13 protein-coding genes are annotated in these 12590 nt (G+C 40.4%); 10 read left to right on the forward strand and 3 right to left on the reverse strand.

The genetic code is table 11. The features are described from left to right. The first annotated feature begins 81 nt into the window (after positions 1-81). The 9 genes from queG to MHH31_RS04600 all read left to right on the forward strand — a co-directional run bounded on the left by queG (position 82) and on the right by MHH31_RS04600 (position 9922). Positions 82-1230 carry a tRNA epoxyqueuosine(34) reductase QueG gene (gene queG, locus MHH31_RS04560; protein WP_026050065.1) on the forward strand — a complete coding sequence of 383 codons (1149 nt, stop codon included), beginning with the start codon at positions 82-84 and terminating at the stop codon, positions 1228-1230. A gap of 61 nt (positions 1231-1291) precedes the next feature. Further along, a complete protein-coding gene (locus MHH31_RS04565; RefSeq protein WP_008349082.1) occupies positions 1292-2194 on the forward strand; it encodes an amidase domain-containing protein in 903 nt (300 codons plus the stop codon). Positions 2195-2237: 43 nt separating this feature from the next. Further along, positions 2238-2711, forward strand: a complete 474-nt coding sequence (trmL, locus tag MHH31_RS04570) for a tRNA (uridine(34)/cytosine(34)/5-carboxymethylaminomethyluridine(34)-2'-O)-methyltransferase TrmL (RefSeq protein WP_003211950.1) — start codon at positions 2238-2240, stop codon at positions 2709-2711. A 442-nt stretch (positions 2712-3153) separates the two neighbouring features. Further along, positions 3154-5049 carry a PrkA family serine protein kinase gene (locus MHH31_RS04575; RefSeq protein ID WP_017360374.1) on the forward strand — a complete coding sequence of 632 codons (1896 nt, stop codon included), beginning with the start codon at positions 3154-3156 and terminating at the stop codon, positions 5047-5049. A 140-nt stretch (positions 5050-5189) separates the two neighbouring features. After that, complete coding sequence (gene yhbH, locus MHH31_RS04580) at positions 5190-6353, forward strand: sporulation protein YhbH (protein WP_342495331.1); 1164 nt, start codon at positions 5190-5192, stop codon at positions 6351-6353. Positions 6354-6715: 362 nt separating this feature from the next. Next, positions 6716-7348 (forward strand): HlyD family efflux transporter periplasmic adaptor subunit, encoded by a 633-nt coding sequence (locus MHH31_RS04585; protein ID WP_007497037.1) that lies wholly within the window; start codon positions 6716-6718, stop codon positions 7346-7348. A gap of 39 nt (positions 7349-7387) precedes the next feature. Further along, on the forward strand, positions 7388-9007 hold the full coding sequence (locus tag MHH31_RS04590; RefSeq protein ID WP_041507548.1) for a DHA2 family efflux MFS transporter permease subunit: 1620 nt from the start codon (positions 7388-7390) through the stop codon (positions 9005-9007). A gap of 17 nt (positions 9008-9024) precedes the next feature. Next, positions 9025-9549: a flavodoxin family protein gene (locus MHH31_RS04595; RefSeq protein WP_046343038.1), complete on the forward strand. Its 525-nt coding sequence runs from the start codon at positions 9025-9027 to the stop codon at positions 9547-9549. Between the two features lie 13 nt (positions 9550-9562). After that, positions 9563-9922: a hypothetical protein gene (locus MHH31_RS04600; protein WP_017360371.1), complete on the forward strand. Its 360-nt coding sequence runs from the start codon at positions 9563-9565 to the stop codon at positions 9920-9922. Positions 9923-10034: 112 nt separating this feature from the next. On the opposite strand, the gene cspB is transcribed toward MHH31_RS04600, so the two are convergent. Together cspB and MHH31_RS04610 are read right to left on the reverse strand one after the other, a co-directional pair. Then, on the reverse strand, positions 10035-10235 hold the full coding sequence (gene cspB, locus MHH31_RS04605; RefSeq protein WP_008349061.1) for a cold shock-like protein CspB: 201 nt from the start codon (positions 10233-10235) through the stop codon (positions 10035-10037). Between the two features lie 211 nt (positions 10236-10446). Then, the gene (locus tag MHH31_RS04610; RefSeq protein ID WP_041507546.1) at positions 10447-11538 is read right to left on the reverse strand and encodes a diguanylate cyclase; all 1092 of its coding nucleotides are present in this window, start codon (positions 11536-11538) and stop codon (positions 10447-10449) included. A gap of 94 nt (positions 11539-11632) precedes the next feature. Between MHH31_RS04610 and MHH31_RS04615 the strand changes: the two genes are divergently transcribed. Next, positions 11633-12013 carry a hypothetical protein gene (locus MHH31_RS04615; RefSeq protein ID WP_008349057.1) on the forward strand — a complete coding sequence of 127 codons (381 nt, stop codon included), beginning with the start codon at positions 11633-11635 and terminating at the stop codon, positions 12011-12013. A gap of 30 nt (positions 12014-12043) precedes the next feature. On the opposite strand, the gene MHH31_RS04620 is transcribed toward MHH31_RS04615, so the two are convergent. Next, the gene (locus tag MHH31_RS04620; protein WP_342495332.1) at positions 12044-12460 is read right to left on the reverse strand and encodes a spore coat protein; all 417 of its coding nucleotides are present in this window, start codon (positions 12458-12460) and stop codon (positions 12044-12046) included. Positions 12461-12590: the final 130 nt, after the last annotated feature.

The raw sequence follows: 12590 nt of genomic DNA on the forward strand, positions 1-12590 counted from the left end.
TGACTCACTCCAATCGGTCATGATACACTCGTATTATACTGAAAACAACTGAAGAAACAAAGAAAGGAGGTTTGCAAGGTGATTCATGTTGGACAATTAAAAGAAGAGTTAATTCAATATGCGAATGAAATTGGTGTCGATAAAATTCGATTTGCAAGTGCTGATACATTTGATTCATTAAAGGACCGCCTCATCTTACATGAATCGTTAGGGTATTTGTCCGGTTTTGAAGAGCCTGATATCGAAAAACGAACAAATCCTGCTTTGCTGCTTCCAAAAGCAAAATCAATTGTCGCCATTGCGCTCGCATACCCTTCCAAAATGAAAGATGCTCCCCGAAGTACAAAGGATGCAAGAAGAGGGATTTTTTGCAGGGCTTCATGGGGAACTGATTATCATGTTGTGCTGAAAAAAAAGCTCGACATGCTTGAAGAATTTTTGCGCAGTAAACACGAAGATATTCGGACAAAATCAATGGTGGACACAGGTGAATTGTCTGACCGTGCTGTAGCCGAACGTGCTGGCATTGGCTTTAGTGCAAAGAACTGTATGATTATCACACCAGAGTTCGGATCTTATGTCTATTTGGCTGAGATGATTACAAATGTTCCATTTGAACCGGATGAGAAAATAGAAGACCAGTGCGGAACTTGTAATAAATGTGTGGATTCATGCCCAACGGGTGCTCTTGTGAATCCAGGCCAGCTCAATTCTCAAAGGTGTATTTCGTTTTTAACACAGACAAAAGGGTTTTTACCTGACGAATTTCGCTCGAAAATAGGGAATCGGTTGTATGGATGTGATACGTGCCAAACGGTTTGCCCAATTAATAAAGGGAAAGACTTTCATCTACATCCTGAAATGGAGCCGGACCCTGAAATTGCAAAGCCGCTCTTAAAGCCACTGCTGACAATCAGCAATCGTGAATTTAAAGAGAAGTATGGTCATGTTTCTGGATCATGGCGAGGGAAAAAGCCAATTCAGCGGAATGCCATTTTGGCACTTGCTCACTTTAAAGATACATCTGCTTTGCCAGATTTGGTTGACCTGATGCATAAAGATCCAAGACCAGTCATTCGAGGCACGGCTGCTTGGGCAATCGGTAAAATTGGCGATGGTCAGCAGCTTTCAGAACTCGAAAAAGCCCTTGAGCGGGAAAGTGATGAAGAAGCAAAACAAGAGATCATCAAAGGGATTGAATTGTTACAAACACCTTTAAATACTAAATAACCTCCCATTGAACATAGAATGAACCAAACAGAGATGTTAAAAAAAGTTTGGTGGTGTCTGTGTGAAACAATTATTAGAACAAACGTTAGAAGACAGACTGGCATATTTATTAAATGGCAGTACGATCAAACAGCCGCAGCTGATGTCTGATGTGGACGCTGTGGAGAGAAAGAAAGAGCTGTTTGCAAGAAGACAAGTTGAGATTGTCAAGGCGAAAGCAAAAGCAAAACTTCTCGATTCAGCTATTCAAGATGATGGAGCTCAGCAAGTACAATATCTCGCGCACCTCACTTATGTCTGTAAGGATATAGACGATTCTTTTTATTTAGAGGAACAGGTTGAGAAAAGAGAAGCGTTTCTTTATAACGACATGCTTGTGAAAGATCGGATGATGTTAGAAGAACGACAAAAGGAAGATCAGGTGGATGAGCGCTTCCAAAATGAAGACCAATTTGGAAGAGCTTTTCACTATGACCGGCGTGCAGCTGTTCAATATGCTGAGACGTATTGGAATAAACGGAATCCAGCCTATAAAAATTTCGAAGATAACTGTACGAATTTTATTTCACAATGTCTAAAAGCAGGGAATGCGCCAACGAGAGGATATCCGAACCGTGGATCTGGCTGGTGGGTTCGTCCACATACGTGGAGCTACAGCTGGACGGTGGCACATTCGATGAAAAATTATTTAGCGAATTCCAAAGCGGGGTTGAGAGCGAAGAAGCTCAAGGAGCCGCAGGAGCTTCAAATAGGTGATGTTATTTGTTACGATTTTGAAGGTGACGGTAGGTATAATCATACAACCATTGTCGTTGATCATGATAAAGGCGGAATGCCTCTTGTGAATGCACAAACGTATGACAGCCGTATGCGTTACTGGTCGTATGAAGATTCAACGGCTTATACACCTAGTATTCGTTATACGTTTTTTCACATTTTGGACGATGCTCCGAAGGATAGTTAATGGTATAATGTTGAGCGGAAAAGAAAATTAGAGGTGAACTTTTTTGGGACTTCATGTCGTTTTATATCAACCAGAAATTCCAGCTAATACTGGAAATATTGCGCGAACATGTGCAGCAACAAATACAACACTTCATCTGATTCGTCCGCTTGGTTTTTCGACAGATGATAAAATGCTGAAGCGTGCAGGACTCGATTATTGGAAATATGCCAATGTCGTCTATCATGATTCATTAGATGAATTGTTTGAGGCTCATCCGAAGGGGCAATTTTTCTATATCACAAAGTTTGGGCAAAAGCCGCATACAACGTTCGATTACTCGCAGCTAGATGAAGACTACTTCTTCGTATTTGGCAGAGAAACGAGTGGATTGCCAAAAGATTTGATTGAACGGAATATGGATCGCTGTCTACGTTTACCAATGACAGAGCATGTTCGTTCACTGAACCTATCGAATACGGCAGCGATTCTTGTGTATGAGGCGCTTCGCCAGCAGCAATACCGAGATTTGATATAAGAACATGATAAAAGCCGAGATCCCATCTCGCTTTCAGTGAATATGTAAGTACTGAAAATATGAACGAAATGAAAAAGGATGTTCCGCTGATGGAACATCCTTTTTTTCATTTACCAGGCTTGCCTTCGTAGCCAGCTGTGAAAATGGATACTAAAAACGTAATGATGACGCCCATCATAATGACCGTTCTCATATAAGCTCCCCCTTATCCCTTTGTTCCTTCGCTGCCGGTTTCATATGTTGTGAAGTTCGCCTTGAAAAGCAGGAGATGAAGATCATTTTTCTCCTGTTTTTCCTTTATTATGAAGGGTCTTGCGGATGGTTGTCAATTCAGTTTGCCAATTCGTCATTTTGAAGAACGAAAGCATGTAATAGGAGGCCTCCGCATAGATTGTAAAACAGTATCTGATTTCTAGCTTCAATCTTGAAAGAGGAGGTTCATATGGATATTTTAAAGAAAATTGAACAGCACAGAGAAGAAGAGCAGCGACTGAAATGGGAAGGCACATTCAGCGAATATTTAGATATTATTAAAGAAAATCCACTTGTCGCTCAATCTGCTCATTCTCGCGTTTATCATATGATTAAGGACAGCGGGATTGAAGAGGAGAATGGGGTCAGAACCTACAAATTTTTTGATCAGGAGCTTTTTGGTTTAGAGGAATCATTGGAAAGGCTAGTGGAAGAGTATTTTCACCCTGCGGCTAAACGTTTAGATGTCAGAAAGCGTATTTTATTGTTAATGGGGCCAGTCAGCGGCGGGAAATCGACGCTTGTCACAAGGCTAAAAAGAGGGCTTGAAGAGTATTCACTGACAGATCATGGCGCAGTCTATGCGATTAAAGGCTGCCCAATGCATGAAGATCCGCTTCATCTCATTCCGCAAAATCTGCGGGAGGATTTTTATAGAGAATATGGCATACGTGTGCAGGGGAATTTATCACCTTTGAACTTGATGAGGCTGGAAGAGGAATATGGCGGCCGCATTGAGGATGTGAGAGTGGAACGAATCTTTTTCTCAGAGGACAAACGGACCGGCATTGGTACCTTCAGCCCGTCGGATCCGAAATCTCAGGACATTGCTGACTTAACAGGAAGTATTGATTTTTCAACGATTGCTGAATTTGGTTCAGAGTCAGACCCGCGTGCGTACCGGTTTGATGGAGAGCTCAATAAAGCGAACCGTGGAATGATGGAATTTCAGGAGATGTTAAAGTGTGATGAGAAATTTCTATGGCATCTTCTTTCATTAACGCAGGAGGGAAATTTTAAGGCGGGGCGTTTTGCGTTGATTAGTGCGGATGAATTGATTGTTGCACATACGAATGAAACGGAGTACCGATCATTTATTTCGAATAAAAAGAACGAGGCTTTACACTCAAGAATTATTGTGATGCCGATCCCTTATAATTTAAAGGTGACAGAGGAAGAACGCATTTATCATAAGATGATTTCAGAAAGTGATGTCTCAGATGTTCATATTGCACCGCATACGCTAAAGGTGGCTGCGATGTTTTCTATTTTGACAAGGCTGAAAGAGCCGAAGCGGTCTGATATCGATTTGGTGAAAAAAATGCGACTGTATGATGGGGAAAGTGTCGAAGGTTTCCAATCTGTTGATATTGATGAGATGAAAAAGGAATTTCATGACGAAGGAATGAGCGGAATTGACCCGAGATATGTCATTAACCGCATTTCATCCACTATTATTCGAAAGAACATGGAATCCATCAATGCACTGGATGTCCTCCGTTCCTTAAAAGAAGGACTCGATCAGCATCCATCGATCTCAAGTGAAGATCGGGAACGTTATTTGAATTTTATTTCTGTCGCACGAAAAGAGTATGACGATATGGCGAAGAAGGAAGTTCAAAAGGCATTTGTGTATTCCTATGAGGAGTCTGCGAAAACTCTCATGGATAATTACTTAGATAATGTCGAGGCGTACTGCAATAAAAACAAACTGCGTGATCCGTTAACAGGTGAAGAAATGAATCCTGATGAAAAGCTCATGCGTTCAATTGAGGAGCAGATCGGCATTTCTGAAAACGCCAAAAAGGCATTCAGAGAAGAAATCCTTATTCGGATTTCAGCTTATGCGAGAAAGGGCAAACGCTTTGATTATAATTCTCACGAGAGATTACGAGAAGCTATTCAGAAGAAGCTCTTTGCCGATTTGAAAGATGTCGTGAAAATTACGACATCGACGAAAACGCCGGATGAGCAACAGTTGAAAAAGGTCAATGAAGTAGTGGCGCGATTGATTGATGAGCATGGCTATAATTCTACAAGTGCAAATGAACTCTTAAAATATGTAGGCAGTCTTCTGAATCGTTAATAAATGAAGGAGGCATTATTGGCGCAAACTAGCACCGGTAATGTCTTTTTTAAAAATCATCGTCATTTCGACGACGGCCAGCATACGATAATGGAATCGATGGGTACAAGAATTGTCCAAAAAGGTGAGGAGGGGGATGGATGTCCCGGCAAGAAAAAAGTCAGTTTATTGTGTCTCAGGAAGACTGGTCCCTCCATCGAAAAGGCTTTGATGACCAGCAGCGTCATCAGAAAAAAGTCAAAGAGGCGATTAAAAACAATTTGCCGGATCTTGTCACAGAGGAAAGCATCATCATGTCTAATGGCAAAGATGTGGTCAAAATTCCGATCCGTTCTTTAGATGAATATAAAATTCGGTACAACTATGATAAGAATAAGCATGTAGGTCAGGGGGATGGAGACAGCCAGGTTGGCGATGTGGTCGCTCGGGATGGATCTGACAGTAAGCAAGGCCAGGGAAAGGGGCAAGGTGCTGGAGATCAAGCCTGTGATGATTATTACGAAGCAGAAGTCTCATTAATGGATTTAGAGGAAGCGCTATTTCGTGAGCTGGAGCTACCAAATCTTAAACAAAAGGAACTTGATGATATCGTTGTCGAGGAAATTGAGTTTAATGATATTCGCAAAACGGGGTTAACCGGTAATATCCATAAAAAACGAACAATGCTGTCAGCATTTAAACGAAATGCCATGACAGGAAGCCCTTCCTTTTATCCTATTTATCCAGAGGATATTAAGTATAAGACGTGGAATGAAGTCACCAAACCAGAATCAAAAGCGGTTGTCCTAGCGATGATGGATACGAGCGGAAGTATGGGGCTTTGGGAAAAATATATGGCGAGAAGCTTTTTCTTTTGGATGACACGTTTCTTGCGGACAAAGTATGAGACAGTCGAGATCGAATTCATTGCCCACCATACAGAGGCGAAGGTCGTAGACGAGGAGCACTTCTTTTCTCGGGGAGAGAGCGGGGGAACCATTTGTTCTTCTGTCTATCGAAAGGCACTAGAGCTCATAGACGAACGATATCCTCCGTCACGATATAATATTTATCCTTTCCATTTTTCTGATGGTGACAATTTGACCTCTGATAATGCACGGTGCGTGAAGCTCGTTTCTGAAATTATGAAAAAAGCCAATTTATTTTGTTATGGTGAAGTGAATCAATATAATCGGCATTCTACGTTAATGTCAGCATATAAACATATTCAGGATGAGAAATTTAAGCATTATATTTTGAAGCAAAAATCAGACGTTTTTCTCGCATTAAAAAAATTTTTTCAGCAGGAAGAAGTTCTTTCTTAAAGAGAACATTCAAAAAAACCTTTCAGCATAAGGGCTGAAAGGTTTTTTGTGTGGAGAAGGAAGGGATCACCAGAAAAAAAGTAAAACTTTCTCTTTGACATTTCAATTTTCATTTATTAATATTTAATCTTGTTAAATATAAGTTTTTCAAAAAAGATGCCGATTGTCTTTTCTTCTTTTTCTGCTTTTTGCTCATAAGTGAACAATAAGTATAAATGGGCTGCACACCATTTTCAGCGGAGTAGAAAAAGGGGAAACAGGCAGCTCTATGATCTTGTTTCATAATCTGTCAGATGATGGGCATTCTAAGTTTGCTAAAGCAGATGACACTATATTTTTATACATGAAAGGAGAAACAAAACATGAACAGAGGGCGTTTATTGCTAACGAATATTATTGGCCTTATTGTGATTCTTGCCATTATTGCCGGAGGTGCTTATTACTACTACGAAAGCACAAACTTCGTAAAAACAGATGAAGCAAAAGTGACAGGTGACATGTACCAAATTACAGCGCCAGCAGCTGGACAAATCAAAGGCTGGGACATCAATGAAGGTGACGAAGTGCAAAAAGACAGCACAGTTGCAAAAGTTGAAGGAGAAGCAAAAACAAACATTAAAGCAGTGGCTGATGGCACATTAGTCAAAAAAGAAGTACAAAACAACCAACAAGTGCAGCCTGGGACAGTTCTTGGTGAAACGATTGACCTAAGCAAGCTTTACATTACAGCGAATATTAAAGAAACAGACATTAAGAACATTGAAAAAGGTGACAAAGTGGACATCGTTGTAGACGGCGATCCTGATACAACATTTGAAGGAACTGTTGAACAAATTGGTTATGCAACAAACTCAACATTCAATATGCTGCCAGCAACAAACTCAAGTGGTAACTACACGAAAGTGACACAAAAAGTAGCAGTGAAAATTTCAATTAAAAATCCATCTGACAAAGTACTTCCAGGTATGAATGCTTCTGTCAAAATTTCTTCTTAATGATGACTGATATCAAAAAATGAAAGGAGGTTGTCTGAGATGGCAAATCAACCTGCAGCGACAAAACAGGGAGCAGGCTCCTTGTCTTTACTGATCATTTTAATGGCCGGTTTGTTCGTAGCGATTTTAAACCAAACGCTTTTGAACGTAGCCATGCCCCATTTAATGACTGAATTTAATGTGAGTGCGACGACAATTCAGTGGCTTACAACAGGTTACATGCTTGTCAACGGTGTGCTCATTCCGTTATCTGCGTTTTTAATCACACGTTTTGGCCAGCGCAGCTTATTCCTCGTGGCGATGATTTCATTTACACTAGGGACTTTTATTTGCGGTATTGCGCCAAACTTTTCTACGATGCTGATTGGTCGTTTGATTCAGGCAGTCGGTGGCGGTATCTTACAGCCGCTCGTCATGACAACAATCCTTTTTATTTTCCCTCCAGAAAACAGAGGGAAAGGAATGGGGATTTTTGGTCTTGCGATGATGTTTGCGCCAGCTGTCGGACCAACGTTATCTGGTTATATTATTGAACACTATTCATGGCGTATTATGTTTTATGGACTTGTACCAATCGGTGCGATTGTCATTATCGCGGCTTTCTTTATGTTTAAAAATATTGTAGAGCCTAAAAAAATCAAGCTGGACACTCTTGGTGCGATTCTGTCGATCGTTGGTTTTGCTTCGCTTCTATACGGAGTGAGTGAAGCGGGAAGTGATGGTTGGACAGATCCAATCGTTTTATCTACGATTATCATTGGTGCGATTGCGATCATTCTCTTTATTTTCCAACAGCTAAAAGCGGATAATCCGATGCTTGATTTCCGCGTGTTTAAATACAGCATTTTCTCATTATCAAGTGTTATTAACATTATTATTACCGTTGCCTTATACACTGGGATGTTCTTACTACCGATCTACTTGCAGAACCTCGTTGGGTTTACTGCACTGCAATCGGGGCTATTAATGCTTCCAGGGGCACTTGCGATGCTCATTATGTCCCCAATTTCAGGGATCTTGTTTGATAAATTTGGACCTCGTCCACTTGCCATTGTGGGGATGCTGATTACGGTTGTCACCACATACGAGTTTACAAGGCTGACGATTGATACATCTTATAGTCACATTGTGCTCATGTATGCAGTACGTGCTTTTGGTATGTCACTCTTAATGATGCCAGTCATGACTGCTGGGATGAACCAATTACCGCAACATTTAAACAGTCATGGTACAGCGATGTCAAACACACTGAGACAAATCAGTGGTTCGATCGGTACGAGTTTGATCACGACGATTTATACAAATCGCACGACATTCCATTATTCCAATATGGCAGATCAAACGAATACAGCTGATCCGTTCTTTATGAATTCATTCCAAGCTGCTGTCTCTAATGTGATGCACCATATGGGCATGACAGCAGAAGCTGCTCAAAAATATGTGTCGACCCAGCTCTTTACGAAAGCACAAGTCGATTCCAATGTGATGGGCATCAATGATGCTTACATGTGGGTGACATTATTCTGTGCAGCGGGTGTGATTCTCAGCTTGTTCCTGCGAGATGTACGTAAGGATAAAAAGCGAAAAGAAAAGCAGGATAAGAAACAAGAAATGACATTGCTTCCAGCACCTAAGGAAGCAAACCAAGATGCAAGATAAGTGTGGAGGGACCGTACATGAAAATTTATGTCGTATACGATAGTGAAGGTGACCATACAAAAGCACTTGCAGAAGCGATTGCAGCTGGCGCAGGTGAAACAGAGCACGCTGAAGTGTTCATTGATCATGTGAAAGATGCGGATATCCGCAAGCTTGATCAAATGGATGCAATCATTTGGGGCTGCCCTGGTCACTTTGGTACCATTAGTTCTGGATTAAAGACATGGATTGACCGTCTTGGGTATTTATGGGCAGAAGGAAAACTCATCGATAAAGTCGGTGCCGTTTTCTGTACCACTGCAACAACACACGGCGGTTTAGAAATGACGATGCATAATTTGATTACGCCGATGTTCCATCAAGGGATGCTTGTGGTCGGCCTTCCTGGAAATGTTCCAGAAAATGCGTTATACGGCTCTTATTATGGAGCAGGTGTGACGTGCCCGATTGATTCTGATGAAGTGATTTCTACAGAAGGCATTGAGCTAGGGAAAGCATTAGGAAGACGTGTAGCATCAGTCACTGCGTCATTTAAGCGATAAGGAGAGGGTTCTTTTGGCGACGATTATTGTAGCGTTAGTAGCTGCTGTTCTAGTCATTATCGGATTAGTAGCGTTCAATGTCAGACATGCTTCGGCCGAGAAGGAAGAGATCAAAGAAGATGTATCGAATCATCCTGACGTGCCGCATAGCGAGCCAGAAGTTGCGGCGAGACCTGTAGAGCCTGAAGTGGAAGAAAAAGCGTCAGAGCCTTCTCAGACAGATGATGCTCCGTCAGGTGATGATTTCTATAGACAGGCGCTTCAAAAGTTTAAGCAGCCAGAACCACCTGTCAAAGAAGAAGAACCAGAGACGAAAATGAATGATGATATGTATCGTTCTGCTTTACAGAAACTAAAGCAGAAGGACAAATAAAAAGAGAACCTTTCGTCAGGTTCTCTTTTTATTGCACAAAAAAACCGCCGGCATAAAAGCCGAGCGGTTTTCCTTCACTCTATAAAGTGCTAAAAGAGCAGATGCTCTTAAATTACGCTTTGTTAACGTTAGCAGCTTGTGGTCCACGGTTACCTTCAACGATTTCGAAAGAAACTGATTGACCTTCTTCTAAAGTTTTGAAGCCTTCGCCTTGGATAGCAGAGAAGTGAACGAATACATCGTCTTGACCTTCTACTTCGATGAATCCGAAACCTTTTTCAGAGTTGAACCATTTTACTTTACCTTCTAACATGAAATTTCCTCCTAAAGCGATCTTAACGCTTAAATTCACTATTCTTGCTCTTACACAAACTTCAAAGACGAAAACTCTTTCAAAACTTTCTTCTTAAAGATGATACGAACAAAAATAATTACCTTTACTTTACCAGTGTTTGCGGGAAAAAACAACTGTTATACGAAAACTTTTTTAAAAATAATTAGCGCTAACAAATTGAGGAAAAAGCCTATGTTAAGTGTTCTCTTTTTCGTCCAGAAAAGCTCACTTGGTTTCTGCCTGCCTGCTTCGCTTTATAGAGCTCCTGGTCTGCAATAATCGGTAATTGTTTGATGTTTTCACTTGTTCCTGCATCATAAGCACATCCAATTGACACCGTAATGTGAATCGATGTTCCGTTTTGTAAATAAATTGGCTGATCCGCCATTTTTTTTCGTAAACGTTCCGCAATTTGCCATGTTTTTTCAACGGAACAATTCGGTAAAAGCACAGCAAATTCTTCACCGCCGATTCGCCCAATATAATCAGAGCTTCTTGTGTTTTTAATTAGCCTTGTTCCGATTTCTTTTAAAACGATATCTCCCTCATGATGTCCATACTGATCATTGATGGTTTTGAAATAATCGATGTCTAGATAAATCAAGGACATTTGATGGATAGGTTGCTTTAAGTTCAGAGAAAAAGCATCACTTAATATTTCATCGAATTTCCGTTTATTTAAAACACCAGTTAAAAAGTCATAATGAGCTTGGAATTTATACAAATTTAACATCTGATACGCTTTTGTTTGATGCTCAATGACATAAAAGTTAAATAAACCGGCAATATACGAGAACATCCAATAGGCAGCATGCAGTTCAAATGATCTTTCATTGACGATGATGATAAATAAAATCGTCGCTATGACGTTGCTCATGGTAATAGATAACAGCATTTTTACGACGTGATTGATATGACGCTCAGCAATTAAAAAAGAAGCTGTGGCGATAAATATCATGGAAAAAATATTAATGAAAGAAGCGACATTGGCTTCGATTAATAATCGGCCAATAATGATCACACAGGCTGCAATGAACGTTTGTGCAATGCCTCCATAAAATGCCGTTAAAATAAGGGGGATATGTCTTAAATCGATGATGGCTGGTCCTGCTTTAATAGAGAAAAACATTAAGAGGACACCGAGTAACCCAGAAATCATTCCTTTATATATTTGTCTGAGCAGGGTGTCTTCCTTTTTTAAAAAATTCTCTTTAAACACAAGCATCAATAAATAATGGAAAGTGACAAGAATTGTTAAATTAATAAAGAGGTCTCTTAGCAAAATAAAATCACCTTTTTAAAATTACTAAAATTTGTTGCAAAAGAAAAGGGGAAACAAGATAATTAATAAAAATTTCACTTATGAGGGGTTTAAAATGAGGAGAAAACAATTTCCAGATCGAACGGACTGGCTTTCTTTTTTTGAGACGTGGCCTGATGAAGGATTTGAACGAGATATGCCCATTGAATATCAAGATCTAACGTTTCGGTTTGAGAATGAGGAAGAGCGATTTGTGGTGACGATGTCTCTTGGAGTACAAGAATTTTCTTTGAAGGCTGTTCGAAAAAAGGACGCATCCGTTTTAGGAGTATATGCCTTTAAAACTGTGCGACATGTAGAAATAAAAAAGGATCGGCAGCATGAAAAAGAGCTGTTGATACTATTAGATGGTGTGGAACGGTTTGTTATCACGATCGAAATCACCTTCTTGCCTTCCTTCTGCATCATGGTGAAAGAGCATTTTTCAGGAGAATAAACAGGAGCCTTCAAAAGGCTCCTGTTTTAGTTATTTGTGCTCGATGTCATTGAGCACTTGCTGAATAGATTCATCATCCATTACATTCATGACACTTTCATCAATGTGAAGAGACTGGGCGTAAGACTCTCTCGGCGGCTGATGAGTTTGGTATGTTTTTGATGATGTTTGATGCTGGCTTGTTTTATTTGGCTGGACAGCGGTGAATGCTTGCTTGATCATTTGTCCTACTTCAGCTGTGCCTTTTGAGTCTTTACGTGAATGTGAATGGGACTCATGACGAGATGACTCATGCTGGTGTTGATCTTTGCCTTTCATCATTGAGGACAAATTCATTTGAGTCATGCTGCTTAGTCTTCTCCGTAATAGTGGTGAAAATAATGCAATGATGGCTGTTGATGCTGCGATCATTGCACCAGTACTCATACCTTTTCTCTTTTTAAACAAACGAATCCCTCCATTTGATCGTGATGATACTTCTTCATCATGTTTAGGATGACCAATCAAGGCTGATTTATGAATTCATTTTCTGAAATAGAGGATGTGTGCATAAAAAGTCTGCTGGATGAAAAACCTA

The organism is Bacillus sp. FSL K6-1033 (assembly GCF_038630765.1).
Lineage (GTDB): Bacteria > Bacillota > Bacilli > Bacillales > Bacillaceae > Bacillus > Bacillus altitudinis.

Coding starts and splice junctions, on each gene's coding strand:
- MHH31_RS04575 (WP_017360374.1), top strand. CDS start 3,154: ATGGATATTTTAAAGAAAATTGAACAGCACAGAGAAGAAGAGCAGCGA.
- yhbH (WP_342495331.1), top strand. CDS start 5,190: ATGTCCCGGCAAGAAAAAAGTCAGTTTATTGTGTCTCAGGAAGACTGG.
- MHH31_RS04585 (WP_007497037.1), top strand. CDS start 6,716: ATGAACAGAGGGCGTTTATTGCTAACGAATATTATTGGCCTTATTGTG.
- MHH31_RS04590 (WP_041507548.1), top strand. CDS start 7,388: ATGGCAAATCAACCTGCAGCGACAAAACAGGGAGCAGGCTCCTTGTCT.
- MHH31_RS04595 (WP_046343038.1), top strand. CDS start 9,025: ATGAAAATTTATGTCGTATACGATAGTGAAGGTGACCATACAAAAGCA.
- cspB (WP_008349061.1), bottom strand. CDS start 10,235: ATGTTAGAAGGTAAAGTAAAATGGTTCAACTCTGAAAAAGGTTTCGGA.
- MHH31_RS04615 (WP_008349057.1), top strand. CDS start 11,633: ATGAGGAGAAAACAATTTCCAGATCGAACGGACTGGCTTTCTTTTTTT.